This is a genomic window from Sphingomonas hengshuiensis, from assembly GCF_000935025.1.
Classification (GTDB): Bacteria; Pseudomonadota; Alphaproteobacteria; order Sphingomonadales; family Sphingomonadaceae; genus Sphingomonas; species Sphingomonas hengshuiensis.
Window position 1 is genome coordinate 3,078,561 of record NZ_CP010836.1, and the last position, 26,433, is coordinate 3,104,993.

Consider the following 26,433-nt stretch of genomic DNA (forward strand, 5'->3'; position numbering starts at 1 on the left):
CTGTAACCTCTCGGTTAGGCGATCGCGCTATGAGCGACCCATGACCATAGCGCCCAAGCGAATCCTGGTGGTGTTCGGCACCCGCCCCGAAGCGATCAAGCTGTTCCCCGTGGTCCAGGCGCTGGGCGCCGTCCCGGGGATGGAGGTGCGCACCTGCGTCACTGCGCAGCATCGCGGGCTGCTCGACCAGGTGTTGGAGATTGCGGGGATCGTCCCCGATATCGACCTCGACGTGATGACCCCCGGCCAGTCGCTCGACGAACTCACCGCGCGGCTGCTCGCCGGGCTGGGCCGCGTGCTCGATTCGGAGCAGCCCGACCGGGTGATCGTCCAGGGCGACACCGCCACCGCGATGGTCGGCGCGCTGACCGCCTATTACCGCAAGCTGCCCGTCAGCCATGTCGAGGCGGGGCTGCGCTCGGGCGACATCTACCAGCCCTGGCCCGAGGAAGTGAACCGGCGGATCGTGGCGCCGATCGCCGACCAGCATTTCGCCCCGACCGAAACCGCCGCCGCCGCGCTCCGCCGCGAGAATATCGATCCCGCGACGATCCACGTCACCGGCAACACGGTAATCGACGCGCTCCACGCCACGCGCGCGCGGATCGAGGCGGACCCGTCGCTGGCCGCCGGGCTCGACGACATCGCGGCACGCTTTGCGGGCAAGCGGATCATACTCGTCACCACCCATCGCCGCGAGAATTTCGGCGAGGCAATGGCGGGGATCGCCACGGCGATCGGACAGATCGCAGCGCGCGAGGACGTCGCGATCGTCTTTCCGATGCACCCCAATCCGAACGTCGTCTCGGTGATGGAATCGGTGCTGGGCGACCGTCCCAATATCGCGCGAATCGATCCGCTCGACTATCCGCACTTCATCCGCGCGCTGGGCATGGCCGAGCTGGTGCTCACCGATTCGGGCGGGGTGCAGGAAGAGGCCCCCGCGCTGGGCAAGCCGGTGCTGGTGATGCGCGAGACCACCGAGCGGCCCGAGGGCGTTGCGGCGGGCACTGCGAAGCTGGTCGGGACCGACCCTGCGCGAATCGTTTCCGAAATCTCAACCCTATTGGACGTACCCAGCGCCTATGCCGCCATGGCACGCGCCCACAATCCGTTTGGCGACGGCCATGCCGCGGCACGGATTGCAGGGATCGTCGCACATGGTTTCGGATTCTGAGCTCAAGGTCGCAGTCCTCGGCCTGGGCTATATCGGCCTTCCCACTGCGGCAGTAATTGCGCGCACCGGCGCGAAGGTGCTGGGAGTCGATGTCGACGCCCATATCGTCGAGACGGTCAATTCGGGGCGCGTGCATATCGAGGAAATCGACCTGGACGGCCTCGTCTCGGGCGTCGTCGCGCGCGGCAACCTGCGCGCCTCGCTGGAGATCGCGCCTGCCGAGGTGTTCGTGATCGCCGTGCCCACGCCCTTTGGCGAGAACCATGCCCCCGATATCGGCTATGTCCTGAAAGCCGCGACGACGATCGCAGTGGTGCTCAAGCCCGGCGACGTCGTGATCCTCGAATCCACCTCCCCCGTCGGCACGACCGAGAAGGTCGCCGAACTCCTGGCCCGATTGCGCACGGACCTGCGCATTCCCGGCCATTGCACCGGCAGCGCCGATGTCGCGATCGCCTATTGCCCTGAGCGCGTGCTGCCGGGGCGCATCCTGGTCGAGCTGATCGACAATGACCGCGTCATCGGCGGGATCACGTCGCGCTGCGCGCGCAAGGCGCTCCAATTCTATCGGCGCTTCGTACGCGGCGCGTGCGTGACCACGACGGCCAAGGCGGCGGAGATGACCAAACTGTCCGAAAACGCGTTCCGCGACGTCAACATCGCCTTCGCCAACGAATTGTCGCTGATCGCCGAGCGGATGGGCGTCGATGTCTGGGAAGTCATCCGCCTCGCCAATCGCCATCCGCGCGTCAACATCCTGTCGCCCGGCCCTGGCGTCGGCGGGCATTGCATCGCCGTGGACCCGTGGTTCCTGGTCAGCGCCGCGCCCGAACAGACTCCGCTGATCCGCACCGCGCGCGAAGTGAATGACGGCAAGGTCGAGCATGTCATCGCCAAGGCTGCGGAAATGGTGGCGGCGCATCCCCGCACCCGAGTTGCGTGCCTGGGCCTCGCGTTCAAGGCGAATATCGACGATTTCCGCGAGAGCCCAGCGCTCAAGGTCGCGACCGCGCTGGCGCAGCGCTTCGGCGACCGGATCGTGATCGTCGAGCCCTATGCCGACGCCCTGCCCCCCGCGCTGGCCGATACCGGCGCGGTGCTTATCGACGTCGATGCCGCGCTGGAGAGCTGCGACGCGCTGATCGTGCTGGTCGACCACGACATCTTCCGCTCGATCCCGCTCGACGAGCGCGCGGACAAGCAGGTCTATGACACGCGCGGGATCTGGCCCGATCAGCCGCGACCGGGGATTGCGGGCGAGGCGCTGCGGCTGGCGAGCTGAACGGCTACTTCCTGCGCACGATCAGCGACTGCCAGTCGCCGCTTAGCGGCTGGGCACGCTCGGCGAGTGCCGCAGGAACCAGCGGGCGCGTCGGATTGGAGTCGATCCTGGCGATCTCGGCGTCGATCGTCGCGACTCGGTCGGCCCAATGCGGGTGCGACCGGCTGCGCAGGAACCCGCCCGCCTTGCTCGGCCCGAACTTCTTCCAGAACGCCACCGATGCGCGCGGCGGATAGCCCGCGTTGGCGAGCAGATAGACCGACAAAAGGTCCGCCTGAAGCTCGGTTTGCCGGAAATATTTCACATTGCCGCCCAGCCCCGCGAGCAGCCCCCAGGTCACACCCCGCGCCTCCAGCCGATCGCGGTGGTGCAGGATATTGTGCGAGAATTCATGCGCGACGACCGCAGCGAACTGGTCCGCCGGATATTCCTCCAGGAAGCGCGCGCCGATCTGGACCATCGTGCCGTCCGCGGATGCGGGATAGGCCGTTCCCAGCAACAGCTCGAAGCGCGACTTGCATGCGGGCAGCGGCGTGACCGTCGCGCTCCCCGCGACGCCCCCGCGAAGATAGGCGACCTCGACCGGCGCGCTCGGCGGGAGCGCGGCGATCGCCAGCTGCGCCGCGACCAGCCGGTCGGTCGTGCCCGGTTTACCCGCGATGGCGGCGAGATCGACCGCGCCGACCCGGAGCAGCGAATCATCGCGCCTCAGCCCCGCTTGTTCGGCGGGGCTGCCCGCGACCACCCCTTCGATCGCGATGGGTGCTGCAAAGCCGAAATGCGCGCGCGCCGCCTCACGCGCGCCGGCGTCGAACTGGTCGAGCGTGTGCAACTGGATGCCGAGCCCTGGCTCCTGCCGATCGCAGAGCGGGGCATTGGCCGTGGCGAGCCGGAAGCCGACCGTCGCGAGCGCAAGGTCGGCATCGCGCACTGCCTCCATCGCCTCCGCAGTCGGCCGTTCCTGCGCAGCGACGCCGGCGACCGGCAGCGCGAGCGACGCGACTAGCGCCGATGGTGCGAGGAAAGGCTTGAGGGCGGCTGATAATGTTAAGCGATACATGACGAGTCCTGACGAGCGAATCGGCGTGGCGGCGATTCGGGACGCCGTCCTAGCACCGGTCGGCGCAGGCCGGGCCCTCACCGTCATGCATATCACACAATCGCGACCAGCCGTTGCCGCGCACAGTCGAATAGCAATCTTCCGCCGGAAAAACCGGGAACCCCGGACCCAATTTGCGTATCGCTCGTTAACCCCTTGGCGATTATGCTGCAGTGCGTTAGTTACTGGTACGTTCGCAGCACGGGTCGGCGGTTGCGAACAGGAGTTCGGATAAACCGAACCTGTGTTGCGTTCTGGTCACTGCGACGAACTGTTAAGGTGATCGGGACGAAGTGGTGTTGCGGCTGACGACCTCCTATGTCATAGGAAAGTCGGACGAGAGCACCGGAGCTCGAAGAGGGAGTATAATATGTTTTCCAAGCTTCTTACGGCTGCTGCCGTAGTTACGATGGCGGCAACGCCGGTGATGGCGGCTCCGGCCTCCAAGCTGTCGCTCTCGCGCGCTTCGACGGCGAGCGAAAAGGACAGCGAGCTGGCTCCTGCCATTATCATCGGCCTGATCGCGACTGTCGCGATCGTCGGTGGCGCGGTTGCGATCGCGAACAACGACGATGAGCCCGACAGCAACTGAGCTGTACGGCAGTTGAGTTACGGAGTGGCGGCCTTTGGGTCGCCACTTTTTTTTCGCGTCTGCGCATCCGTCGCGGTCCGATGCCTGTAACCAGTGTGTGTTCCCGATGATTTCCAGGTTCTTCTCCCGCACTGCGCGGCCGACCCTCACCGGGGCGGTTCCCGAAGGACGCCGCCTCTACGCCATCGGCGACGTTCATGGACGCCTCGACCTTCTCGACCGCCTGCTCGACCAGATCCACGCCGACAGCGCCGCGCGCGGCTCGCTCGACTATGAGCTGATTTTTCTCGGCGACCTGATCGATCGCGGCCCCGAATCGGCGGGCGTCGTCCAACGCGTGCTCGACCTGTGCTCCTTTCGCCCGTCGACTCGATGCCTGTTCGGGAACCATGAAGAAGTATTCCTGAAGGCGCTGAAGGGCGATTTGAAGGCGCTTGCGTTCTTCAACAAGATCGGCGGCCGCGAAACGGTCCTCAGCTACGGCATCTCGCCCGAGGCGTATCTGGATAGCGACTATCCGACCCTGCTCGAAATGCTGGTCGAACGCGTTCCCGCCGCCCATGTCGATTTCATCGAACAGCTCGAGGACATGATCATCCTGGGCGATTATGCCTTTGTGCATGCTGGGGTAAATCCCAACGAGGTGCTGGCGTTGCAGACCCCGGCGGAGCTTCGCTGGATCCGCCAGCCCTTTTTGAACCACAAGCACCCGCTCGAAAAGATCATCGTCCACGGCCATACCGTTTCGGAGGCCGTGGAGATCGGGCGGCACCGTATCGGCATCGACACCGGCGCTTATGCCAGCGGGCGGCTCACCGCGATGGGCTTCGAGAACGACCAGCGCTGGGTGCTCGACACGGCCTGAGCGCGCCAATGCCTCAATGATAGCCCTCGGCGCCGACCTTGCCGCGGAACACCCAATAGGCCCAGCCGGTATAGGCCAGGATCACCGGGATCAGCACCCCTGCCCCTACCAGCATGAAACGCTGGCTGACCGCCGGGGCGGCGGCGTCCAGAATGGTAAGGCCGGGTGGCACGATATCCGGGTAGAGGCTGATCCCCAGCCCCGCAAAGCTCAGCAGGAACAGCCCCAGCGCGAGCAGGAACGGCAGCACGTCGGACTTGCGGACCAGCGCGCGCCAGAAGGCGAACGCCAGCACCGCGACGAGCAGCGGCACGGCCGCCGTGAACACGATGTCGGGATAGGCGAACCAGCGCGAGACATAGTCGGCGTCGAGTGTGAGCGTCGCGAGGCTCACCAACCCGATCGCCGCCAGCGTGATCACGCCGAAACGCCCCGCCAGCCGCCGCGCATGCGCCTGCCCCTCCCCCTCGGTGCGCCAGATCAGCCAGCAGGCGCCGAGCAGCGCATAGCCCGCAACCAGGCTGACGCCGGTGAGCAGGCTGAACGGCGAGAGCCAGTCGAGCCACCCGCCGGCATACGCCCGCCCGGCGATCTTCACGCCCTGCAGGATCGCGCCGAGCGCGATTCCCTGGGCCAGCGCGGCGACCAGCGATCCCGCCGTGAACGCCACGTCCCACCAGCGGCGATGCCCGGGATCGCGCCAGCGGAATTCGAATGCCACGCCGCGGAATACCAGCCCGAGCAGCATCGCGATGATCAGCGGGTAGAGCGCGGGCATCAACACCGCATAGGCAAGCGGAAACGCCGCGAAGAGCCCGCCCCCGCCCAGCACCAGCCACGTCTCGTTGCCGTCCCACAGCGGCGCGATCGAGTTCATCGCGCGATCGCGCTCCTCGCCCCTGAGCGTCGGGAAGAGGATACCGATGCCGAGGTCGAACCCGTCCATCACGACATAGGCGAACACCGCAAAGGCGATCAGGAACGCCCAGATCGTGGCGAGGGTCGGATCGGCGGTCATGCGGGATCCTTGCGCTGGGGCTGGGCGGGGCCCGGCACCACTCCGGCGGTGCGCACCGGCTCGCCTTGGGGCGGATCGCTCTCGCCGACCTGCACGCCCTTCGCGATCAGCCGCAATATGTACCAGGTCCCGAACCCGAAGACGAAGAAATAGACGATGACGAACGCGACCAGCGAGGTCCCCACGGCGGGCGCGGCGAGCGGCGACGCGCTGTCGGTGGTGCGCAACAGGCCATAGACGGTATAGGGTTGGCGCCCGCTCTCGGTCGTCACCCAGCCGGCCAGCACTGCGACAAAGCCAGCGGGCCCCATCAGCAGCGCGAATCGGTGCAGCAACCGCCACTCGTACAGCTTGCCGCGCCAGCGCGCGACAAGGCTCCACAGCCCCAGCGCGAGCATCAGCATCCCGATTCCCACCATGATCCGGAACGACCAGAAGACAATCGCAACCGGCGGCTCCTGATCGTCGGGAATCGTGTCGAGCCCGGCGAGGGGAGCATTGGAATCATGCTTCAGGATCAGCGAGGAGGCCTTGGGGATGGAGACCGCATAGTCGACGCGCTTCTCCGCCTGGTTCGGAATGCCAAACAGGATCAGTGGCGCGCCGTGCGGGTGGCTCTCGAAATGCCCCTCCATCGCCATCACCTTTTGCGGCTGGTGCGCCAGCGTGTTGATGCCGTGCGCGTCGCCCGCCAGGATCTGGACCGGCGTGATCAGCGCCGCCATCCACATCGCCATCGAGAACATGATCCGCGCGCGCGCATTGTCGCGGTCGCGCAGCAAATGCCACGCCGCCGCGCCCCCCACGGCAAAGGCGGTGGTGAGATAGGCGGCGATGACCGTGTGGACGAGGCGATAGGGGAAGCTGGGGTTGAAGATGATCGCCAGCCAGTCGCCCGCGGGCACGAACTGTCCCTGCGCGTTGATCACATAGCCGACCGGCGTGTGCATCCAGCTGTTCGCGGCGAGGATCCAGAACGCCGAGATGAAGGTGCCCAGCGCGACCATGCCCGTCGCGGCGAAGTGGAGCCCGCGCCCGACCTTCTCGGTCCCGAACAGCATCACGCCGAGGAACCCGGCCTCGAGGAAGAACGCAGTGAGCACTTCATAGGCCATGAGCGGCCCGAGCACCGGCCCGGTGCGGTCGGAGAAGACCGACCAGTTGGTGCCGAACTGATAGGAGAGCACGATTCCGGAGACGACGCCCATCGCGAACACGACGGCGAAGATCTTCACCCAGAAGCGGAACAGGTCGAGGAATTCCTGCCGCCCGGTGCGCAGCCACAGCGCTTCGAGGACGAACAAATAGCTCGCCAGTCCGATCGAGAACGCCGGGAAGAAGAAGTGGAAGCTCACCGTGAATGCGAACTGGATTCGTGCCAGCACGATCGGATCGAATGCAGCGAACATGCCCGACTCCTCGTCCGGCAGATGGGCCCGGCTGGCCCGCAACGCAATAGGGCCGGGAGTTACCCCGGCCCTATATCAAGATTTGTCTGCAGCGGCTTACTGCGCGCCGCCCTCGGGGCCCGCGCCGGGCGGGGACCGCCTGCGCCTGGGGCACTGCCGCCCTGTTGCTGCTGCTGCATCATCTGCTGCATCATCATCTGCTGGATCACCGCCGCCGGAACCAGGTCGTCCATCGCGACGTCGAACACCAGAATCTTGTCCGCCAGTTCGTTCTGGGCGCCGGGCTCGGCGCCGTAGCCGAGGTTGGGCGGCAGCCAGAAGCGGAACTTCGACCCCTTCTTCATCAGCTTCACGCCTTCGGTGAAGCCGGGGATCATCGGCTGGCCGATCTGAAAGCGCATCGGCGCCTCGGGCTGGAATTCCTTGCCGTCGCGCAGCGTGCCGTGGATCTTGAGCGAGACGCCGTCCTGCTCGTTGGCGGTCGGCCCCTCGCCGGCCTCGATCACCTGATATTGCAGGCCCGAGGCCGTGGTCTGAATGCCCGACTGCTTCTTGTGCCACGCCAGGAACTGATCGTCGGGCAGCTTGACCGCGACCTGCTCGCGGGTGCCGTGCCAGGCGAGCGCCAGCGCAAGCGCGATCGCTGCGATCACGCCGACCCAGAGCCAGATCTTGTACGAACGCCTGAGCGGCTGAAGCGGAACGGCAGTCACGGACATCGAATCTTGCTCCAGCACGGGCATCCAGATGCCCTAAATTCCCTAAAGTCGCGCACCCGCGCCATTCCGGCGCGGGTCGCGGCCTTATTTACCGGGCGCTGTCGCGCTCGACGCGCTTGCGCTCGAGCTTGCGCGCGCGGCGAACCGCGGCGGCGCGTTCACGGGCGCGCTTCTCGCTGGGCTTCTCGTAATGCCGGCGGAGCTTCATCTCGCGATACACGCCTTCACGCTGCAGCTTCTTCTTGAGTGCGCGCAGTGCCTGATCGACGTTGTTGTCGCGAACGATGATTTGCATAAGGCCGTACAGCTCCGATCTTCATTCAATAGAACAGGGTTCGCCGGGACATGAGGTCGCGGTCGTTGCGGGGCGCCCTACCAGCCGGATTCCCATTTTTCAAGCCAAAGTGTCGCTTAGCATCCGGTCCGCCGCGCTTGCACTGTGGCCCGGGGGCCACACTCCGGAACATTACACTGCGTTGCAGTCTCGCAACCGGCCCGATAGGTTGGGCGCCCACTGCCCCCCGCATGAGCCAGCTTGCCAACGCCTTGGACCTAGAGACCCGCCTCCTCATCGTCGATGACGATCCCGGCATCCGCGAACTCACTTCGGGGTTCCTGGAGCAGCACGGCTATATCGTCGACACCGCATCGGGCGGGGCCGAGATGCGAGTCGCGCTCGAAAAGCACGAATATTCGCTGATCGTGCTCGACGTGATGATGCCGGGCGAGGACGGGCTGGCAATCCTGCGCTCGATGGACCGCGAGACCGGACCTTCGGTGATCATGATGTCGGCGATCGGCCAGGATATCGACCGGATCGTCGGGCTGGAGATGGGCGCCGACGATTATCTGGTGAAGCCGGTCAATCCGCGCGAGCTGCTGGCGCGCATCCGCGCCGTGGTCCGCCGCAGCGCCGCCAGCGGTGCAACGCCGCGCGGCCCCGAGCGCCATTATCTCCGCTTCGCCGGGTGGCGGCTCGATCCGGTCGGGCGCCAGCTTTACGACCCGGACGACGTCGTGATCAACCTGTCCGACGGCGAGTTCCGGCTGCTGCTCGCGCTGGTCGAGCGGCCCCGGCGGGTGCTGACCCGCGACGTGCTGCTCGACTTGTCGCGCGGGCCGATGGCCGAACATTTCGATCGCGCGATCGACGTGCAGATGAGCCGGCTGCGCAAGAAGCTGGCGCGCCCCGCGACCGAAGACCTGATCCGCACCATCCGCAACGAAGGCTATATGTTCGTTGCGGAAGTCGTGCAGAAGTGACGCGCGCGAGGTCGATCGTCGTCCCTATCGTACTGCTGGTGATCGCGGCGGCGCTTGCGGGGACGGTGGTCCAGTTCACGATCATGTTCAACGGCCCGCCGCCCGGCTTCGGCCCGGTGCCGATCGGGCGCATCGCGCAGGTGCTGCGCAGCGGGACGCTCCCCGACGATGCCGCGCGGAGGATAACGCTGAACCGGGTATCGGGCGATGTTTTCGGGCGCCCAGACGAACAGCCCTCCAGCGCGCGCGATGCGGCGATCGCCGAGCGGATCGGCGTGCCGGTCGAGCGCGTCCGCGGATTTTACCTCTTCCCCGCGCGCGACCCTACCGAGGATCTGCGCGGCAGCTTCACGATCGCGCTGGCGCAGGAGAATGGCTGGCTGGTCGCGGCCAGCCCCGAACTGCCAACATTTACCAGCTGGCACGTGCGCCGGCTGTCGATCATGCTCGCCACGGTCTCGCTGTTGTCGCTGTTCGCATGGGCGGTGGCCCGGCGCATTTCGCGACCGATCCGCCATCTGGCGGATGCCGCGACGCGCGCCCGCGTCGGCGCGCGTTCGGTCATCCCGATGGAGGGGCCGCGCGAGATCCGCGAACTGGCCGAATCGCTGGAGGCGATGCAGGAGCGGATCCTGCAACAGGCCGAGGGGCGCGCCGCGATGCTGGCCGCGATCACCCATGATCTGGGCACGCCGCTGTCGCGGATCGCGTTCTGGATCGAGCAGTTGCCCGATGCCGCGCGCGACCGCGCCAATGGCGACATTGCCGAGATGCGCGAGATGCTGGGCGCAGCATTGCGCTTCACGCGCGAGGACGGAAGCAGCGTCACCCATGTCCGCCTCGACCTGGGCAGCCTGATCGAGAGCCTGGTCGACGATCTGGCAGCGGCGGGACGCCCAGTGGAGTGCGCGATGGGGCCGCGCGTAGTGATGCGCGGCGATCCGGCGGCGCTGCGGCGGATGTTCGTCAACCTGGTCGAGAATGCGGTGCGCTATGGCGACCATGCCGCGCTCGCCTGGTCGATCGTCGACGGGATGGCGCAGGTGACGGTCGACGACGAGGGGCCAGGCTTCAGCGGCGACCCCGAGATGCTGTTCGCCCCCTTCGTGCGCGGCGAGGCCTCGCGCAACCGCGCGACCGGCGGCACCGGACTGGGGCTGGCGATCGTCAAGCATATCGTCGAAGCCCATTCCGGCACTGTCCGGCTGGAAAACCGGGCGGGCGGCGGCGGGCGTGTGCGGGTGCGGCTCCCCGTCGAGTAAGCCCGCCAGCGGCCTGCAACATTGCGACATATGTGGCGACGTCGCGACATCGCGCGGCAGGGCTGGCCTGCGAAATCGGGTCTGGGCAGATGGAGACACGACCTTGCACGACCATGACCTTGGCCTGAGCCACGACCTGCGCGTCATGACTGCGCTTGCCAGCCGCCGCCGCGCGCTTGGCTTGTTCGCGGGCGTGGGGACCGGCGCCGTGCTGGCCGGATGCGACGGCGGGAGCAGCAGCACCGCGACGTCCGCAACGGCCACGCCGACTCCCACGCCGACCGCAACCGCGACCGCCACTCCGACTCCGACCCCCACCGCCACGGCAACCACGACAAGCTGCGTCGCGGACCCGGCCGAGACCAACGGCCCCTACCCCGCCGATGGCACCAACACCTCCAGCGGTTTGACCTCCAACGCGCTGACCGCGTCGAACGTGGTGCGCAGCGATATCCGGTCCAGCTTCATCGGCACGTCGACCACCGTGGCATCGGGGGTGCAGCTCACGCTGACGCTGACGCTTGTCGACGTGAATTCGAGCTGCGGCGCGCTGGCAGGCTATGCCATTTATGTGTGGCATTGCGACGAGGCGGGAAAATATTCGCTCTATAGCCTGCCCGCCGAAAGCTATCTGCGCGGTGTCGGCGTGACCGATTCAAACGGCCAGGTGACATTCACCACCATCTTTCCCGGATGCTATTCGGGGCGTTGGCCGCACATCCATTTCGAGGTGTTCTCCAGCCTGAGCAACGCCACGAGCGGGCGCTATGCCGTGCTGACCTCGCAGCTTGCGATGCCGTCCGCCGCATGTTCCGCAGTGTATAACGGCGTGAGCGGCTATTCGGCGAGCATCGCCAATTTCGCTGCCGTATCCATCAACAGCGATACCGTTTTCGGCGACAACACCGCCGCCCAGGTTGCGCAGCAGACCCCGACGCTGAGCGGCAGCGTCACCGGGGGCTACACCGGTACGGCGGTTATCGGCATCGCGCGCTGAAGAGTTCCACCCTTGTGGTGGCCGCCCCGCTTGCCGAGGTGACGGGAGGGTCACTTCCCGGCTTGCGGGGCGTTGGTATAGTGGCCCGATGGACATCCGCTTCCCCGCACCGCGCCACCGGCTCCGTTCGATTCTCGGCGGATCGGCGGGCAATCTGGTCGAATGGTATGACTGGTACGCCTATTCGGCATTCACGCTATACTTCGCCCCGCATTTCTTCCCGGCGGGCGACCGCACGACGCAGTTGCTGAACACCGCCGCGGTGTTTGCAGTCGGCTTTCTGATGCGCCCGATCGGCGGGTGGCTGATGGGGGTTTATGGCGACCGGCATGGCCGCAAGGCGGGGCTGACGCTGTCGGTGACGCTGATGTGCCTGGGCTCGCTGATCATCGCGCTGACGCCGGGATATGAGACGATCGGCACCGCGGCGCCGGTGCTGCTGGTGGTCGCGCGGCTGATGCAGGGGCTGTCGGTCGGCGGCGAATATGGGGCCAGCGCCACCTATCTCTCCGAAATGGCGGGCAAGCGGCACCGCGGATTTTTCTCCAGCTTCCAATATGTCACGCTGATCTCCGGCCAGCTCGTCGCCTTGCTCGTGCTGCTGGTGCTCCAGCGCGTGCTGAGCGAGGCGCAGCTCGACGCCTGGGGGTGGCGCATCCCCTTTGCGATCGGCGGCGCGCTGGCGGTGATCGTGTTCTGGCTGCGGCGCGGGCTGGCCGAGACCCAGAGCTTCGAGAATGCGCGCGGCTCGGGGCAGCGATCGGGGTTCTGGCAGCTCGTCACCCAGCATCCTCGCGAGGCGGCGGTGGTGATGCTGCTCACCGCCGGGGGCACGCTCGCCTTCTACGCCTATTCGATCTACCTCCAGAAATTCCTGGTCAACACCTCGGGCTTCGACCGGACCACCGCGTCGCAGATCAACGCCGCCGCGCTGGTCGGCTTCATGCTGCTCCAGCCGCTGGCGGGGGCGCTGTCCGACCGGATCGGGCGCAAGCCGCTGATGGTCGGATTCGGCGTGCTCGGGGTGCTGCTGACCTACCCGATCTTCAGCGCGCTGGAGCAGGTGCGCAGCCCGATGCTGGCGTTTCTGCTGATGCTGGGGGCGCTGGTGATCGTCACCGGCTATACCTCGATCAACGCGGTGGTGAAGGCGGAGATGTTCCCCGCGCATATCCGCACGCTGGGGGTCGCGCTGCCCTATGCGATGGCCAATGCGATCTTTGGCGGGACGGCCGAATATGTCGCCTTGTGGTTCAAGGGCGCGGGGTGGGAGCGCGGCTTTTACTGGTACGTCACCGCGATGATCGGGGTGTCGCTGGTCACCTATCTGCGGATGCGCGACACGCGGACGCACAGCCGGATCGTCGAGGATTAACCGAGCATCCCGCCGCCGCCGCGCACCGCGAGCACGCGCCCGATCGAATCGAACAGCGCGTCCATCGCCACCGGCTTGAACAGCACGTCGTCGGCCCCGGTCGCCAGGCAGCGTTCGCGCAGGTCGATCGCGGTGTCGGCGGTGACGACGATGATCGGCAGATCACCCTTGGCATCGCCGCGCGCGCGAATCTGCCGGATCGTCTCGAAACCGTCGGTGCCCGGCATGCGGAGGTCGACGAGGATCACGTCGAACGTTTCCGCATCGATGCGCGCGAGCCCTTCCTCGGCCCAGCTCGCCTCGGCCATGGTCGCGCCCGCGACATCGAGCATGTCCTTGACCACCCGACGGTTCATCGGGTCGTCTTCGATAAACAGGATATTCATCGGCGCGTGCCGAGCGAGGCGATAGGCATTTTTGCGACCATTTTTTTCATGTGGACGGTGCTATCGCGCTATGCCGCCCGGGAGACAAGCGGGTCGGACCCGCCCGGATTGGAATTTTCTTGCGCGGCGGCAAGCATCGCTTCGACGAGCGCCGCGCCGGCCACAGGTTTTTCAATGACTTGCCCTACGCCGCTTTGCATTAGTTGAGATATAGTCTCAGCATCCGGGCGCACCCACAGAATCGCCGAAGCGATGGAATCGCCGGCCCGGGCGGCACCGACAAGTTTCCCCAGCGTTTCCATCGGATCGCCGCCGCTCGCCTTGAGTGTCGATTCGTCGATCAGCATGTGCGTCATTCCGCCCTCGGCAAGCGCCGCCAGCGCCTCCTCGACGGTGCCCGCGAACCGCACTGCCGCGACCCTGGGCTCGAACAGCGTGCGCAGCATCGAGCGCGCGATCGGATTGCGATCGACGATCAGCATTCCGCCGGCCGCCCCGGTATCCCGCGCATCGGCGACCGGCGCCGCCGCCAGCACGAGCGGCAGGTCGACGATGAAGCGCGATCCCTGCCCCTCGTCGCTCTCCACCGCGATGTCGCCGCCGAGCGCGCGCGCCAGGTTGCGGCAGATCGCCAGCCCCAGCCCGGTGCCGCCGAAGCGGCGCGTGGTGCTGGTGTCGACCTGGCGGAAGGACTCGAATATCTCGTCGAACTTGGCCGCAGGGATGCCGATCCCGCTGTCGCTGACCTCCAGCCGCAGCCGCAGGGCATCGCCCGCACCCTCCTGCACCGCGCGCAGCCCGACGCTGCCGCGCTCGGTGAACTTGACGGCGTTGGACAGCAGGTTGAACACGATCTGGCGCAGGCGGCCCGCGTCGCTGACGATCCAGTGCGGCGCGTGGCTGAGCTGGAGGTCGAAGGTGAGCCCCTTGGCGCGCGCCTGTTCCTCCCACAGTCGGGTGACGTCGCGGAGCATCGCGCACAGGTCCATCGGCGCGGGATCGACGACGAGGTTGCCGGTCTCCATCTTGGCGACGTCCAATATGTCGTCGACCAGGCTGCGCATCGTGACCCCGGCATCATGGACGATGCCGATCCGGTCGCGCATCTGCGGCGCCAGTCCGGCATCGGCGAGCATGACCTGCGTCATCCCGAGGATGCCGTTGAGCGGGGTGCGGATCTCGTGGCTGGTGGTCGCCAGGAACTCGGTCTTGGCCTGCAGCGCCTTTTCGAGCGCGATATTGGTGTGGTGGAGCACGACATTGGCGGCGCGGACCTGGTTGCGGCTGCGGCGCAGCGTGACCACGCCGAAGCTGAGCAGCGCGATGATGACGAGCGTCGCGCCGCCGATGCTGAGGAAGAGCGTGCGCTGAAACTGCACCTCGCGGATCGCCTCGGCGCGCTGGAGATTGGCGATCTGCGCCTCCTGCCGCGCGAAATCGAACCGCGCCGACATCAGCGATGCGCTGGCCGTCGTGGAGACCTTCACCGCCTCGTCGTTCAGCCGCCGCAGCGCCTCGAGATGGCGCAGGGCGAGGCGGATGTCGCCGGATTTCCGGAAGATCTGATAGGCGTAGAGATGCGCCGTGCGGAACTCGATGGACGTCGTGGTGAGGTCCAGCCCCGCGAAACATTCGCGAATGAACCGCGCCGCGCCCGCCTCGTCGCCCCGATCGGCCGCAAGCCGCGCGGCGGTTGCCAGCAACGACCGCCGCAAGCCGATCGCGTCGTTCGACCGCGTGAGCGCAAAACCGCGCTCGATCGTGCGATCCGCCGCGTCGAACTGGCGCGCCTCCACCTGGTTGCGGGCGAGATTGGCCAGGACGCGGGCTTCGGTAAGGGGCTTGTTGATCCCTCTGGCGATCTTGAGCGCGGCCAAATACTCGGCCTCTGCTTCCCGATACCGCTCCAACGTGAGCAGGACATTGCCGCGGCGGTTATGGATCGTGAGGGACAGGATCGGATCACCAGCGAACGCTTCTGCCGCCTGCTTGTAATAACGCTCCGCCCGCGCATCGTCGTTCGCAGAGCTATAGAGCGCTCCGAGATTCTGGAGCGCGAGCGCCTCGCTACGGCGGTCCTGTAACGCGCCGAACGTCCGATACGCCTCCTGAAACGCTCCCAACGCGGCAGCCGCCTTATCCTCGAGCATCCAGAGATTGCCCTGTGACATCAGGAGATCGCCCCGTACTTTCAGGGGCTGCTTGATCCATGCGATGCTATCCAGCGCCTTGGTCAGCACCGGCTCGGCCAGCGCCGCGCGATTGGTCCGAAGGTAGATTTCGGCACGCAGCCAGGATGTCGATGCGAGCGCCAGCGCAAGTGCCTGCCGATCGGCGATCCTGCTGGCTGCGGCTTCGGCGCGGAGAACCTCGGGCAGCGCAGTCGAAGCATCCTCCACGACGCTGGCGGTGGCGTCCGCGATCGATCGGGCCACGGGCGTGGGAATATCGGGAGTGGCTGCGCGCAATGGCGCCGACGCCAGCAGGGCCAAAGCGAAGGGAATGGCGAACGAGCGTGAACGAATCACGCGCGTTTCCAGATACTTTCCGGACGCGCAAAGGGCGAATGGCCCGTGCCGCCCGGCGCCAGATGGCCGTCCTCGGCGACGAATTTGCGAAACGCGTCGAACCCGAGCGGGCGCGAGATCAGGAACCCCTGGACCATGTCGCAACCCATCACGCTCAGCAGCGCCAATGCCGACGGCGTCTCGACCCCCTCGGCGGTGACTTCCATTTCAAGCGCGTGCGCGAGGTCGATCGTCGACCGGACGATCAAGGGGTCGCGGTTGCTGCTGGTCAGCTGGAGCACGAACATCTTGTCGATCTTCAGCTCCTTTGCAGGCAGCTGCTTCAGATAGGCGAGCGACGACAGACCGGCGCCATAATCGTCGATCGCCAGCTCGACACCGATGTCGGCGAAACTCTGCAAATGGCGGATCGCGCTGTCCGGGTCGCGGATCACGGCGGTCTCGGTGATCTCGAACCCCAGCTTGGCATCGGTCGCGCGGACGATGGCGCACGCCTCGGCGACGAAGCTCGCATCGGCCAGCAACAGGCCCGAGATATTGATGAACAGCCGCAGGTCGCGACCTTCGCCGGCAAGCACGCGCTGGTCGACAATCACCTTGCGCAGCGTCCACAGCGTGAGCGCAGCAATCTCGCCCGCTTCCTCCGCAACCGCAATGAAATCGCCCGGCAGGATCAGGCCCCGTACGGGGTGCTGCCAGCGCACGAGCGCCTCGGCGCTGGCGATCTGCTGCCGCCGGACATGGACCTTGGGCTGGTATTGGAGGAACATCTCGCCCTCGGCGATCGCGCGGGGCAGTTCGCGCATCAAGGTGAGCTTGTCGAAGGCAAGATCCGCGCGCGACAAGTCGAGCATCACGACCCGCCCCTGCCCCCGCGCCTGGTCCAGAGCGGACTCGGCGGCTTCGGTCAGCCGGACATCGTCGCAATCGCCCGCGGGCGCCACCGCCACTCCGAAATGCAGCTGAAGCTGATAGGGCTCGCCGTCGATATCGACCGGGCGCAGGAACGTCTTGCGCAGCCGATCGACCTCCGCCGCGGCTACAAGTGGGTTCTCTCGCTCGAATGCGATTTCGACCAGCGCGCGGCCCGCGCTGACGATTCGCGTACCCTCGCAGAGCGACAGGATGCGATCCGCTACGTCGACCCCCAGCGAATCGGCGCGCGGGCGTCCCAGATGGCGTCGCAACGTCGCGAAGTTCGAAATCTCGCACAGCACCAGAATCCGCCACGCGGCGACGTCTTGGCTGCTCGCCGCGTCGCGCGCGCCGTTCCACATCGCCTGGTCTCGTCGCGACGCGCGCGCCGGCGCGACGGGCGAAGAAACATCATTATCTGCAATGGCTTGAGAGGCCTTCTCCGCTCCTCCCGACGGGACGTCCACCCCCGCAGAACCGGCGCATGCGATGGACGCAACGGGGATTTTCGAGGCCGACATGTCCCATTTCCTATCCCCGAACGGCTGAAAGAAGGGTTAATTTTTCTCCGAGAGAGAGCCCGGCGCGCCCGCTTTACGCCTGAAATCATTATTGATTAATGATTAATGTTACGCTAACCAATCGGGAGCGCCCGAGGCGCACATTGGGAGACCGACCATGTCCGCGTTCAATTTTTTCTTCCGTGACGGTGCGACCGGCGACGACATCCGCCCGTTGTAAATAGTCCGTTTGCTCCGGGCCGGAGCGCTGTGGCCTCCTGATGGGGGGCACCCGACCGGCCCGGAAAAAACTGAAAAGGCGGCCTATGGCCGCTTTTTTTATTTGTGCAGGCGCGAACAAGACTACCGCTGTAACGAATTGTCTGGCAGCACGCGCTTGTCCCGGCGGCGGGGGGCGCTCGGGCGCCCAAGGCTTTTCACATGGGGGAATTAGCGTGCGTATCGCAATGATTGGAACTGGTTATGTAGGCCTGGTTTCGGGGGCCTGCTTCTCGGATTTCGGCCATGAAGTGGTTTGCGTCGACAAGGACGCGCGCAAGATCGAACTGCTTCATCAGAATGTGATGCCGATCTACGAGCCCGGTCTGGCGGAACTCGTCGCTTCCAATGTCCGTGCCGGCCGGCTGTCGTTCACCACCGACCTTGCCGAGGGCGTCAAGGACGCCGATGCAGTCTTCATTGCCGTCGGCACCCCGAGCCGTCGGGGCGACGGCCATGCCGATCTCTCCTATGTCTATGCCGCCGCGCGCGAAATCGGCGAAAACCTGACCAAGGCGAGCGTGATCGTCACCAAATCGACGGTCCCGGTGGGCACCGGCGACGAAGTTGAGCGCATCCTGGCCCAGGTCGCGCCCGACAGCGGCGCGATGGTCGTCTCCAACCCCGAATTCCTGCGCGAAGGCGCGGCGATCGAGGATTTCAAGCGTCCTGACCGCGTCGTCGTCGGCACCGACGACGAAGCGGCACGCGAAGTGATGCGCGCCATCTATCGCCCGCTGTCGCTCAACCAGTCGGCGCCGGTGCTGTTCGTCGGACGCCGCACGTCCGAACTGATCAAATATGCCGCGAACGCCTTCCTGGCGGTCAAGATCACCTTCATCAACGAAATCGCCGACCTGTGCGAACAGGTGGGCGCGGACGTTCAGGAAGTGTCGCGCGGCATCGGCATGGACAACCGCATCGGCGGCAAGTTCCTCCACGCCGGCCCGGGCTATGGCGGCTCGTGCTTCCCGAAGGACACGCTGGCGCTGATGAAGACCGCGGCGGACAACGAAACCCCGCTGCGGATCGTCGAGGCGACCGTGCAGGTCAACGACAGCCGCAAGCGCGCAATGGGCCGCAAGGTGATCAAGGCGATGGGCGGCGACGTTCGCGGCAAGACCGTCGCGATCCTCGGCCTGACCTTCAAGCCCAACACCGACGATATGCGCGACGCGCCCAGCCTGTCGGTGATCGGCGCGCTGCAGGACGCGGGTGCAACGATCCGCGCCTATGATCCGGAAGGGTTCGAACAGGCCCGGCCGCTGCTTCCGGGCGTCGAATTCTCGGCCAGCCCCTATGCCGCTGCCGAGGGGGCGGACGCACTGGTGATCGTCACCGAATGGGACGAATTTCGTGCGCTCGATCTGGACCGGATGCGGGAAACGCTCGCGACGCCGCTGCTGGTCGACCTGCGCAACATCTATCCGCCGGCAGAAGCCGAAAAGGCCGGCTTCAAGCTCGTCGGCGTCGGCAAGGGCGGGTAACCGAACAAGGGCCGAGGGCGCCTTCGCGGAGCCTTCGGCCCATTGCCGATTTGACGCGCTAAACATTATCTAGATCGTCGCGCGGGCATCGACGCACTAGGTCGGGCGCGATGACAGCGACCGTTTCCCCTCCCGGCACACTCACCCACCTCCAGCGGCTGGAGGCGGAGAGCATCCACATATTGCGCGAAGTCGTCGCCGAGGCCGAGCGACCGGTCATGCTCTATTCGGTGGGCAAGGACAGCGCGGTGATGCTGCACCTTGCGAAGAAGGCCTTCTACCCCGCGCCGCCGCCCTTCCCGCTGCTCCATGTCGACACGACGTGGAAATTCCGCGCGATGTACGATCTGCGCGACAAGGCGGCGCGCGATGCGGGGATGGAATTGCTCGTCCACAAGAACCCCGAAGCCGAGGCGCAGGGGATCAATCCGTTCGATCATGGCGGGCTCCACACCGATATGTGGAAGACCGAGGGGCTCAAACAGGCGCTCAACAAATACCGTTTCGACGCGGCATTCGGCGGCGCGCGGCGTGACGAGGAGAAGAGCCGCGCCAAGGAGCGCATCTTCAGCTTCCGCACCGCCAGCCACCGCTGGGACCCCAAGCAGCAGCGTCCCGAACTCTGGCATCTCTACAACGCCCGCAAGGCCAAGGGCGAGAGCATGCGCGTCTTCCCGCTGTCCAACTGGACCGAGCTGGACATCTGGCAGTACATCCTCGCCGAGGGGATCGAGATCGTCCCGCTCTATTTCGCGGCCCCCCGCCCTACCGTCGAGCGCGACGGGATGCTGTTGATGGTCGATGACGCGCGTTTCCGGCTGAACCCCGGCGAAGTGCCGGTCGAGCGCTCGATCCGCTTCCGCACTTTGGGCTGCTACCCGCTGACCGGCGCGGTGGAGAGTGAAGCGAACACGCTGGAGGCCGTGATCCAGGAGATGCTGCTGACCACCACCAGCGAGCGCCAGGGCCGCGCGATCGACCATGATCAGGCCGCCAGCATGGAAAAGAAGAAGCAGGAGGGATATTTCTGATGGCATCCTCCTACCGCCCCGACGCGCTGATCGCGTCCGACATCTCGGCCTATCTCGCGCAGCACCAGAACAAGTCGCTGCTGCGCTTCATCACCTGCGGATCGGTGGACGACGGCAAGTCGACGCTGATCGGGCGGCTGCTGTACGATTCGAAGCAGATTTTCGAGGACCAGCTATCGGCGCTGGAGAGCGATTCGAAGCGCGTGGGCACGCAGGGGCAGGAGATCGACTTCGCGCTGCTGGTCGACGGGCTCGCCGCCGAACGCGAACAGGGGATCACGATCGACGTCGCCTATCGCTTCTTCGCGACCGAGAAGCGCAAGTTCATCGTCGCCGACACGCCCGGCCACGAACAATATACCCGCAACATGGTGACCGGCGCATCGACCGCCGACCTGGCGGTGATCCTGATCGACGCGCGCAAGGGCGTGCTGACCCAGACGCGGCGGCACAGCTTCCTCGCCCAGTTGATCGGCATTCGCCACATCATGCTGGCGGTGAACAAGATGGACCTGGTCGGATATGATCAGGCGGCGTTCGAGACGATCGTTGCCCACTATCGCGACTTTGCCGAGGAGATCGGGATCGGGGGCTTCACGGCGATTCCGCTGTCGGGCTTCCGGGGCGACAATGTCACGACGCCCTCGCCGAACACCCCCTGGTATGCCGGTCCCACGCTGATCGAGCATCTCGAAAGCGTGCAGGTCGACAGCGACGCCGATCGCGGCAAGCCGTTCCGGTTGCCGGTGCAATGGGTCAACCGGCCCAATCTGGACTTTCGCGGGTTTGCCGGGCTGATCGCGAGCGGCAGCGTGCGACCGGGGGACGCGGTGCGCATCCTGCCTTCGGGCCGGACGACGCGGGTCGAGCGGATCGTGGCGCTGGGCGGGGACCTGGCCGAAGCGGTGGCGGGCCAGTCGGTTACGCTGACGCTCGCGGACGAAGTCGATTGCTCGCGCGGCGACGTCATCGCCGCCGCCGACGCGCCGCCAGAGGCTGCCGACCAGTTCCGCGCGACGATCGTGTGGATGGACGCGGCGGAACTGCTGCCCGGTCGCGCCTATTGGCTCAAGCTGGGCACCCAGATGGTGAGCGCAGTGGTGCGCGAGCCCGAGCATACGATCGACGTGAATACGCTGGCCAAGACATCGGCCAAGACGTTGAGATTGAACGATATTGGCGTCGCCGAAGTCGCGACCGATCGCCCGCTGGTATTCGAGCCCTATGCCGACAGCCACGATCTGGGCGGGTTCATCCTGATCGACAAGGCGACCAACGCCACCGTCGCCGCCGGGATGCTCAGCTTCGCGCTGCGCCGCGCGCAGAATGTCCATTGGCAGGCGATCGAAATCACCCGCGAGGCGCATGCCGCGCAAAAGGGCCAGCAGCCGCGGCTGCTGTGGTTCACCGGCCTGTCGGGCTCGGGCAAGTCGACCATCGCCAATCTGGTCGAGAAGAAGCTGCACGCGCTGGGCAAGCACAGCTTCCTGCTCGACGGCGACAATGTCCGCCACGGGCTGAACAAGGATTTGGGCTTTACCGATGCCGACCGGGTGGAGAATATCCGCCGCGTCGGCGAAGTCGCCAAGCTGATGACCGATGCCGGGCTGATCGTGCTGACCGCGTTCATCTCGCCGTTCCGCGCCGAGCGCGAACTGGTGCGATCGATGCTGCCCAAGGGCGAGTTCTTCGAAATCTTCATCGACACGCCGATCGAGGAAGCCGAACGGCGCGACGTAAAGGGGCTCTACAAAAAGGCGCGTGCCGGGCAGATCGCCAATTTCACGGGGATTTCGAGCCCCTATGAAGCGCCCGCGAACCCGGAAATCCGCATCGACACGACCCGCACCACGCCCGAGGCGGCGGCGGAGCGCATCGTCGAGGAGATTATCGGGGTGTGGTCGCCGGTGGTGTAACGGGGCGGCGCGCCGTCACTTCCGCTTTGGCTTGCCGCGCGCGAAAAAGGCGAGCGCAAGCAGCGTGACCAGCGCAGGCAGCAGAATCGCCAGGGCCTGCCGCAGGAACGCGCTGGGCGGATTGCAGCGGATAGCGCCGAAATACTCTTTGGTTCCAGGGACGGGTTCGACGAGATCCTCAGACGCCCAGCGCATGCACGTCCGCCCTGCGCCCGCTTCATACTGTGCCACCCATTGCCGTGCGCGCGCCTCGGTCGGGAACGTCGGGCCATAGAATTTTACGACATGGTGGTGCCACAGCGGATAGGCATCAATCGCGCCGAACCAAAGCCCGACGAAGAGCGAGAGCTTGACCTGATGGGCGGTGAACGGAAAGCGCGGGAACGACATGCCGCGCGCTATGCCATCGCGCGGCGATTCTGGAAATATGGCGCGTATCGCATCAGCTGAACAGCTGGAGCAGCCGCGAATCGGTGACACGGCCATCAAAGCCGTGGGTGAGCCTTTCGCGGAACAGCTCGCGGTCCGCAGCCTCCACTGCCGCCGAATCCTTGTCCCAGTCGACTTCGACGAGCAGCGACAGCGGGTCGAAGCGCAGCTTGCCCTGCTGCATCGCGATCAGCGTCAGCTCGACATCGGCGAAATGGCGCTTGTACGCGGGGTGGAACAGGTCGCCGTCATAATTGCTGCGCGCCCAATCCATCGTCGCCATGCCGAACGCCGCGAGCGCGCCCGCCCATTTGCCGTCGTTGAAGGCGAGCAGGCCGCCATCGCGCGTATGGAGCCCGCGGAGCCCCACCGAAAGCCAGTTGCGGCTGGAGAACACATCCTGCGCGACATAGGCGATTTCGGACGCCTGGCTGCGGCGGAAGGCGGTGTTGGCGGCGCGGATGAAGCCGACGCGCTCGCTGTCATGGATGCACAGCAGCTTGCCCGTCGCCCCGGCGCGGCGCGCAAGCTGCGTGGCCGAGCGGTTGGCCATCTCGCCGTCGATGAAGGGCATCAGGATCAGCGGCTGCCCCGGCACGCCGATATGATCGGGCAGCGATTCCACCGTGGAGATCTGGATCGACAGCGCCATGTCAGGCGGCTCGCGCCGGCTGCGCGTTTTCGGTATCACACATTCGGTTGACCCCCCGGATCGATGCAGAATTCGCCTTCAGGTGCCCGCGAAAGCCGTGCTAGGTCAATCGGGTTCAACCGGGAAATGTGGAGATCATGACGGAAGAGCCAAAAAACGACGCGGCACCGATCGACAATGGCGCCGATTTTTCGGGCATGGTCAATTCGGCGGGCAGTCTGTTCCTGAACGGCTGGGCCGTGACACGCGCGGGCGATCCGTGCCAGGTCACGGTGTTCGTCGACGGCGTCGAGGCGGCTTCGATGATGAGCACCGAAGAGCGCGCGCATTTGGCCCGCCGCAATGCCTCCAAGGGGCTGGGCGGGTGGAGCGTGGACCTGCGCAAGCTGCTCAAGCCCGGCCCGAACCGGATCGACGTGCGCCTCCCGAATGGCAAGTCGCTGCGCCGCAGCCCGTTCATCCACCACGCGCCGCCCGCGGTCCGACCATTGGCCGCGGGGGAATCGCGGCTGTATCAGGGCCACGCCCAGCTGGTCGGCCAGGACGCTCTCCGGGGGTGGGTAATGGGCCCCGGGGGCGATACCGCGGTGGTCACGGTCCATGTCAACGGGCGCGAGCCGGTCAGCTTCCTGGCCGACAAGCCCCAAATCGAGACCATCGACGGCACGCAGCGCACCGTGTTCGGCTGGTCGATCGACCTGACCGACGTGCTGATGCCCGGAATGAACGTGATCGAAGTGCGCGATGCCGAAGGCCGCCCGCTGGGCGCGAGCCCCTTCCTGCAACGTATTCGGAAACAGCCGGCTGCGGCGGCGCCTGCACCCGCATCTGCGCCTGCGCCCGCCAAGCCCGCGGCGGCGGCGGCGCCTGCCAAGCCAGCGTCAGCGCCCAGCGCCCCTGTGGCCGCCTCGACGCCCGCGCCGCCCAAGCCTGCCCCGGCACCGCCGGTCGAGCCCGTTCCGCAACCCGCAAAAATGCCGTCCGCGGCCGACCTCGACGAAATGTCGCTCGACGATATCAGCCTGGCTATGGCGGGGGGCATGATCGCAGTCGAGGCGCCGGTGGTGCCGCCGGTGACGGTGGTGGCGCAGCCGGTGCCGCGTCCCGCACCGGTCGACCGATTCCGCCATGAGCCCGGTTTCTTCGAGCGTCTATTGCGCAACCTGAAGCGCTGATCCGGCGCGGGTGAGCCGGGCGAGCCACGCATCCGGCTCCCCCGCCAGCGCGCGGGCGGTCGCGGCGAGCGTGTGCGCCAGCGCATCGCGCCGCCACACCCCCTGCGTCATCGCCAGCGCCGGATCTGCCTCCAGCCGCGCCACGGCGTCCGCGTAGAAATCGGGCCCGGGCTCGGGCGCGTCGTCGGCGATGTGGACATAGTCGGCATCCGACCGGGCGGCGGCGCGGACCATTGCGAGCGCCGATGCCGGCGACCCGTCGCCGACGCATATCCCATAGCCCGCCGCAAGCGCGAGCGCAGGCGCGCCGCCGCCCGCGAACCGGATCGTGCGCGCCGGAAGCGATTGGCGAGACAGTGCCAGGGCCGTCGCGCCGCCCGCGCCCAGCAGGATCGCATCGAGCAAAGGCGCACGCAGCGCATGGCCGGCGATCGCCCGCGCCTCCCCCCATGCACTCGCAAACGGTGCGGCGGCGAGGCGGCGGAGCGCCGGGCTTCCCGATTCGAGCGCCCGGCGGATCGCGGCGAGCACCGCCGGGCGATCGGTCGCATCGGCGACGGCGCCCAGGCTGGGATCGCCGAGCATCCGATCGGCGACCTCGACGCTGTCGGCCATCGCCACCACGGGCGTCCCCACCGCCCAGGCGCCGAGCGCAGCCTCGATCGAATCGCCGCCGAGCAGCAGCGCGACATCGGCATCGGCGGGTGCGAGCCCGACCGGCACCGACAGGACCAGCCCCTCGCCCGCGGCAAGCCGGACAAGCGCGGTCAGCCAGTCGCGTCCGCGGTTGCCCGGATCGAGCACCGCGACGCGTATCCCCTCGCCGCTGCCGGCGCGGGTCAGCCGGGTCAGCCAGTCGCCGCGGCGCTGGCGGATATCGGCGACCGGACGGGCATCGTCGCCGCCCGCGCGGACGATCGCGTCGAGCCAGTCGCCATCGCCCGCCACCCGCGGCCCGATCGCCCGCGCAGCGCCCGCCTGGGGCTCCGCGACCGCGCCGAACGCGAGCAACCGCACCTGATCCTCAGCCAGCCCGGCACGAATCAGCGAGCGCGCCAGCCCACGCCGCGGGACGAGGGTGCGCACCGCGGACTGCACCGCGCGAAACCGGCGCGCGGCGAGCATCGCCACCAGCGGGAAATCGAGCGCCTCGACCAGATGCGTGACCGCAAGCCCCGCCTCGACCAGCGGCACGATCAGCGGCGCCGATGCGGCACCGCAGACGATCGCCGCGCGATACGCGCCCGCTTCGGGAACGCCGTCGAAACGCTCGATCGCGAGCCCCAGATCGTCCCCGATGGTGCGCGCCAGCCGGGCCGCGCGCGGATCGTCGGGTGCCGCCACCAGCAGCAGCGGCGCCGGTGCCGATCGATAGGGCGGTGCCAGGGCCGGCGCCGCCGCCGGCAGCACGTCGCGCGCGGCGCGCAGCAGCGTGAAGATCGTCTTGGCGATCTCCGGCGCCGGGCCGCGCCCGCTCCAGTCATGAACCAGCCGACGATAGCCATCGATGCGGCCTTCCGCCTTCGGATAATAATCGCGGAGCCATTTCCAGTCGAACCCGGAGATCGGCAAATGCCCGGCCTCCGCCCCCTCGAGCAGGAAGAAGCGATAGGCATCGTCCCGCGCCGCCGCTTCCGGATGCGCGGCGAGATAGTCGCCATAGTCGAAAAACGGATTGGGATTGACCAGCCGCCATTCGGCGCGCGCGCGGGCAAAGGCGGCGAGCGCCGGGACCTTCGCGTCGGGAAGCTGGCGCGTGACATAGGCGATGTCGAACCCCGGCACCGGCTGTAACCGGGCGCGGTCGCCCTCCATCAGATAATGCGCCAGCGGCCCCATCGGCATCGCGGCGTCGCCCGGCTGCGCGCGATACCAGGCGGGATCGAACAGCGGATGCGGCCACAGCCCCGTCGCCTCGCCGCTGCGCAGATAATGGTCGAGCGGTTCCTCGCCCTCCGGCACGCCCGGCTGGCTGCGGTAAAAACCCGGGTCGAACACCCCGGAGGCGCGCACGACGCGCCACGCCTGGCGCTGAAGGGGAGTGAGCGGCGGAGTCATCGGGGCACCATCACGCAGC

Annotated in this window: 23 protein-coding genes; 12 read left to right on the forward strand and 11 right to left on the reverse strand. The window is 66.8% G+C overall.

Annotation, left to right across the window (positions count from 1 at the left end; genetic code table 11):
• Nucleotides 1–40: 40 nt before the first annotated feature.
• Together wecB and wecC are read left to right on the forward strand one after the other, a co-directional pair.
• The gene (gene wecB / locus TS85_RS13615) at nucleotides 41–1,177 is read left to right on the forward strand and encodes a non-hydrolyzing UDP-N-acetylglucosamine 2-epimerase (protein WP_044332856.1); all 1,137 of its coding nucleotides are present in this window, start codon (nucleotides 41–43) and stop codon (nucleotides 1,175–1,177) included.
• A complete protein-coding gene (wecC, locus tag TS85_RS13620; protein ID WP_044332858.1) occupies nucleotides 1,161–2,459 on the forward strand; it encodes a UDP-N-acetyl-D-mannosamine dehydrogenase in 1,299 nt (432 codons plus the stop codon). Before wecB ends, wecC begins: the two co-directional genes overlap by 17 nt.
• A 4-nt stretch (nucleotides 2,460–2,463) precedes the next feature.
• On the opposite strand, the gene TS85_RS13625 is transcribed toward wecC, so the two are convergent.
• Nucleotides 2,464–3,519: a M48 family metallopeptidase gene (locus tag TS85_RS13625; protein WP_044332860.1), complete on the reverse strand. Its 1,056-nt coding sequence runs from the start codon at nucleotides 3,517–3,519 to the stop codon at nucleotides 2,464–2,466.
• Between the two features lie 409 nt (nucleotides 3,520–3,928).
• Between TS85_RS13625 and TS85_RS13630 the strand changes: the two genes are divergently transcribed.
• Both TS85_RS13630 and TS85_RS13635 read left to right on the forward strand, forming a co-directional pair.
• Nucleotides 3,929–4,150 (forward strand): hypothetical protein, encoded by a 222-nt coding sequence (locus TS85_RS13630; RefSeq protein ID WP_044332862.1) that lies wholly within the window; start codon nucleotides 3,929–3,931, stop codon nucleotides 4,148–4,150.
• A gap of 106 nt (nucleotides 4,151–4,256) precedes the next feature.
• Entirely contained in the window at nucleotides 4,257–5,015 is a 759-nt protein-coding gene (locus tag TS85_RS13635) for a metallophosphoesterase (protein WP_044332865.1), read from the forward strand.
• Nucleotides 5,016–5,028: 13 nt separating this feature from the next.
• Here the strand turns inward: TS85_RS13635 and cydB are convergent, their stop codons facing one another.
• From cydB to rpsU, 4 genes are all read right to left on the reverse strand, one after another.
• Nucleotides 5,029–6,033: a cytochrome d ubiquinol oxidase subunit II gene (cydB, locus tag TS85_RS13640; RefSeq protein WP_044332866.1), complete on the reverse strand. Its 1,005-nt coding sequence runs from the start codon at nucleotides 6,031–6,033 to the stop codon at nucleotides 5,029–5,031.
• On the reverse strand, nucleotides 6,030–7,442 hold the full coding sequence (locus TS85_RS13645; RefSeq protein ID WP_044336283.1) for a cytochrome ubiquinol oxidase subunit I: 1,413 nt from the start codon (nucleotides 7,440–7,442) through the stop codon (nucleotides 6,030–6,032). Before TS85_RS13645 ends, cydB begins: the two co-directional genes overlap by 4 nt.
• 59 nt (nucleotides 7,443–7,501) lie before the next feature.
• On the reverse strand, nucleotides 7,502–8,161 hold the full coding sequence (locus TS85_RS13650; protein WP_044336285.1) for an FKBP-type peptidyl-prolyl cis-trans isomerase: 660 nt from the start codon (nucleotides 8,159–8,161) through the stop codon (nucleotides 7,502–7,504).
• 88 nt (nucleotides 8,162–8,249) lie between these two features.
• On the reverse strand, nucleotides 8,250–8,456 hold the full coding sequence (gene rpsU / locus TS85_RS13655; protein ID WP_019368605.1) for a 30S ribosomal protein S21: 207 nt from the start codon (nucleotides 8,454–8,456) through the stop codon (nucleotides 8,250–8,252).
• A gap of 230 nt (nucleotides 8,457–8,686) precedes the next feature.
• Here rpsU and TS85_RS13660 point away from each other — a divergent pair, with 230 nt between their 5' ends.
• The 4 genes from TS85_RS13660 (at nucleotide 8,687) to TS85_RS13675 (ending at nucleotide 13,058) form a co-directional block, all read left to right on the forward strand.
• A complete protein-coding gene (locus tag TS85_RS13660; protein WP_044332867.1) occupies nucleotides 8,687–9,424 on the forward strand; it encodes a response regulator in 738 nt (245 codons plus the stop codon).
• Nucleotides 9,421–10,686 carry a sensor histidine kinase gene (locus tag TS85_RS13665; RefSeq protein ID WP_227698488.1) on the forward strand — a complete coding sequence of 422 codons (1,266 nt, stop codon included), beginning with the start codon at nucleotides 9,421–9,423 and terminating at the stop codon, nucleotides 10,684–10,686. The genes TS85_RS13660 and TS85_RS13665 overlap by 4 nt, the downstream gene beginning before the upstream one ends.
• 145 nt (nucleotides 10,687–10,831) lie before the next feature.
• A complete protein-coding gene (locus tag TS85_RS13670; protein ID WP_044336289.1) occupies nucleotides 10,832–11,683 on the forward strand; it encodes a dioxygenase family protein in 852 nt (283 codons plus the stop codon).
• An 88-nt stretch (nucleotides 11,684–11,771) separates the two neighbouring features.
• Nucleotides 11,772–13,058 (forward strand): MFS transporter, encoded by a 1,287-nt coding sequence (locus TS85_RS13675; protein WP_044332868.1) that lies wholly within the window; start codon nucleotides 11,772–11,774, stop codon nucleotides 13,056–13,058.
• Here TS85_RS13675 and TS85_RS13680 read toward each other — a convergent pair.
• From TS85_RS13680 to TS85_RS13690, 3 genes are all read right to left on the reverse strand, one after another.
• Complete coding sequence (locus TS85_RS13680; protein ID WP_044332869.1) at nucleotides 13,055–13,444, reverse strand: response regulator; 390 nt, start codon at nucleotides 13,442–13,444, stop codon at nucleotides 13,055–13,057. The two genes, TS85_RS13675 and TS85_RS13680, sit on opposite strands and share 4 nt — an antisense overlap.
• Before the next feature lie 68 nt (nucleotides 13,445–13,512).
• Complete coding sequence (locus TS85_RS13685) at nucleotides 13,513–15,879, reverse strand: ATP-binding protein (protein ID WP_155006418.1); 2,367 nt, start codon at nucleotides 15,877–15,879, stop codon at nucleotides 13,513–13,515.
• 89 nt (nucleotides 15,880–15,968) lie between these two features.
• Nucleotides 15,969–17,249: a GGDEF domain-containing phosphodiesterase gene (locus tag TS85_RS13690; RefSeq protein WP_077228615.1), complete on the reverse strand. Its 1,281-nt coding sequence runs from the start codon at nucleotides 17,247–17,249 to the stop codon at nucleotides 15,969–15,971.
• Between the two features lie 593 nt (nucleotides 17,250–17,842).
• On the opposite strand from TS85_RS13690, the gene TS85_RS13695 reads away from it, so the two are divergent.
• The 3 genes from TS85_RS13695 to cysN all read left to right on the forward strand — a co-directional run bounded on the left by TS85_RS13695 (nucleotide 17,843) and on the right by cysN (nucleotide 22,100).
• Nucleotides 17,843–19,153, forward strand: a complete 1,311-nt coding sequence (locus TS85_RS13695) for a UDP-glucose dehydrogenase family protein (RefSeq protein ID WP_044332870.1) — start codon at nucleotides 17,843–17,845, stop codon at nucleotides 19,151–19,153.
• A gap of 110 nt (nucleotides 19,154–19,263) precedes the next feature.
• Nucleotides 19,264–20,184, forward strand: coding sequence for a sulfate adenylyltransferase subunit CysD (gene cysD / locus TS85_RS13700; protein ID WP_044332871.1), 921 nt, complete (start codon nucleotides 19,264–19,266; stop codon nucleotides 20,182–20,184).
• Entirely contained in the window at nucleotides 20,184–22,100 is a 1,917-nt protein-coding gene (cysN, locus tag TS85_RS13705; protein WP_044332872.1) for a sulfate adenylyltransferase subunit CysN, read from the forward strand. Before cysD ends, cysN begins: the two co-directional genes overlap by 1 nt.
• A 15-nt stretch (nucleotides 22,101–22,115) precedes the next feature.
• Here the strand turns inward: cysN and TS85_RS13710 are convergent, their stop codons facing one another.
• Both TS85_RS13710 and TS85_RS13715 read right to left on the reverse strand, forming a co-directional pair.
• A complete protein-coding gene (locus TS85_RS13710) occupies nucleotides 22,116–22,586 on the reverse strand; it encodes a hypothetical protein (protein ID WP_155006419.1) in 471 nt (156 codons plus the stop codon).
• Nucleotides 22,543–23,181: a hypothetical protein gene (locus tag TS85_RS13715; protein ID WP_052507928.1), complete on the reverse strand. Its 639-nt coding sequence runs from the start codon at nucleotides 23,179–23,181 to the stop codon at nucleotides 22,543–22,545. The genes TS85_RS13710 and TS85_RS13715 overlap by 44 nt, the downstream gene beginning before the upstream one ends.
• A gap of 137 nt (nucleotides 23,182–23,318) precedes the next feature.
• Here TS85_RS13715 and TS85_RS25770 point away from each other — a divergent pair, with 137 nt between their 5' ends.
• Nucleotides 23,319–24,356, forward strand: coding sequence for a hypothetical protein (locus tag TS85_RS25770; RefSeq protein ID WP_162184671.1), 1,038 nt, complete (start codon nucleotides 23,319–23,321; stop codon nucleotides 24,354–24,356).
• Here the strand turns inward: TS85_RS25770 and TS85_RS13725 are convergent.
• Nucleotides 24,333–26,414, reverse strand: a complete 2,082-nt coding sequence (locus TS85_RS13725; protein ID WP_044332875.1) for a hypothetical protein — start codon at nucleotides 26,412–26,414, stop codon at nucleotides 24,333–24,335. The genes TS85_RS25770 and TS85_RS13725 overlap by 24 nt on opposite strands.
• Nucleotides 26,415–26,433: the final 19 nt, after the last annotated feature.

What these genes read in the sequence shown, in the direction of transcription:
- TS85_RS13710 (WP_155006419.1), bottom strand. Translation starts at nt 22,586, where the DNA reads ATGGCCGTGTCACCGATTCGCGGCTGCTCCAGCTGTTCAGCTGATGCG.
- TS85_RS13725 (WP_044332875.1), bottom strand. Translation starts at nt 26,414, where the DNA reads ATGACTCCGCCGCTCACTCCCCTTCAGCGCCAGGCGTGGCGCGTCGTG.
- cysD (WP_044332871.1), top strand. Translation starts at nt 19,264, where the DNA reads ATGACAGCGACCGTTTCCCCTCCCGGCACACTCACCCACCTCCAGCGG.
- TS85_RS13650 (WP_044336285.1), bottom strand. Translation starts at nt 8,161, where the DNA reads ATGTCCGTGACTGCCGTTCCGCTTCAGCCGCTCAGGCGTTCGTACAAG.
- TS85_RS13625 (WP_044332860.1), bottom strand. Translation starts at nt 3,519, where the DNA reads ATGTATCGCTTAACATTATCAGCCGCCCTCAAGCCTTTCCTCGCACCA.
- TS85_RS13630 (WP_044332862.1), top strand. Translation starts at nt 3,929, where the DNA reads ATGTTTTCCAAGCTTCTTACGGCTGCTGCCGTAGTTACGATGGCGGCA.
- wecC (WP_044332858.1), top strand. Translation starts at nt 1,161, where the DNA reads ATGGTTTCGGATTCTGAGCTCAAGGTCGCAGTCCTCGGCCTGGGCTAT.
- TS85_RS13715 (WP_052507928.1), bottom strand. Translation starts at nt 23,181, where the DNA reads ATGGCGCTGTCGATCCAGATCTCCACGGTGGAATCGCTGCCCGATCAT.
- TS85_RS13690 (WP_077228615.1), bottom strand. Translation starts at nt 17,249, where the DNA reads ATGTGGAACGGCGCGCGCGACGCGGCGAGCAGCCAAGACGTCGCCGCG.
- wecB (WP_044332856.1), top strand. Translation starts at nt 41, where the DNA reads ATGACCATAGCGCCCAAGCGAATCCTGGTGGTGTTCGGCACCCGCCCC.
- rpsU (WP_019368605.1), bottom strand. Translation starts at nt 8,456, where the DNA reads ATGCAAATCATCGTTCGCGACAACAACGTCGATCAGGCACTGCGCGCA.
- TS85_RS13660 (WP_044332867.1), top strand. Translation starts at nt 8,687, where the DNA reads ATGAGCCAGCTTGCCAACGCCTTGGACCTAGAGACCCGCCTCCTCATC.
- TS85_RS13675 (WP_044332868.1), top strand. Translation starts at nt 11,772, where the DNA reads ATGGACATCCGCTTCCCCGCACCGCGCCACCGGCTCCGTTCGATTCTC.
- TS85_RS13670 (WP_044336289.1), top strand. Translation starts at nt 10,832, where the DNA reads ATGACTGCGCTTGCCAGCCGCCGCCGCGCGCTTGGCTTGTTCGCGGGC.
- cydB (WP_044332866.1), bottom strand. Translation starts at nt 6,033, where the DNA reads ATGACCGCCGATCCGACCCTCGCCACGATCTGGGCGTTCCTGATCGCC.
- cysN (WP_044332872.1), top strand. Translation starts at nt 20,184, where the DNA reads ATGGCATCCTCCTACCGCCCCGACGCGCTGATCGCGTCCGACATCTCG.
- TS85_RS13645 (WP_044336283.1), bottom strand. Translation starts at nt 7,442, where the DNA reads ATGTTCGCTGCATTCGATCCGATCGTGCTGGCACGAATCCAGTTCGCA.
- TS85_RS25770 (WP_162184671.1), top strand. Translation starts at nt 23,319, where the DNA reads ATGACGGAAGAGCCAAAAAACGACGCGGCACCGATCGACAATGGCGCC.
- TS85_RS13680 (WP_044332869.1), bottom strand. Translation starts at nt 13,444, where the DNA reads ATGAATATCCTGTTTATCGAAGACGACCCGATGAACCGTCGGGTGGTC.
- TS85_RS13635 (WP_044332865.1), top strand. Translation starts at nt 4,257, where the DNA reads ATGATTTCCAGGTTCTTCTCCCGCACTGCGCGGCCGACCCTCACCGGG.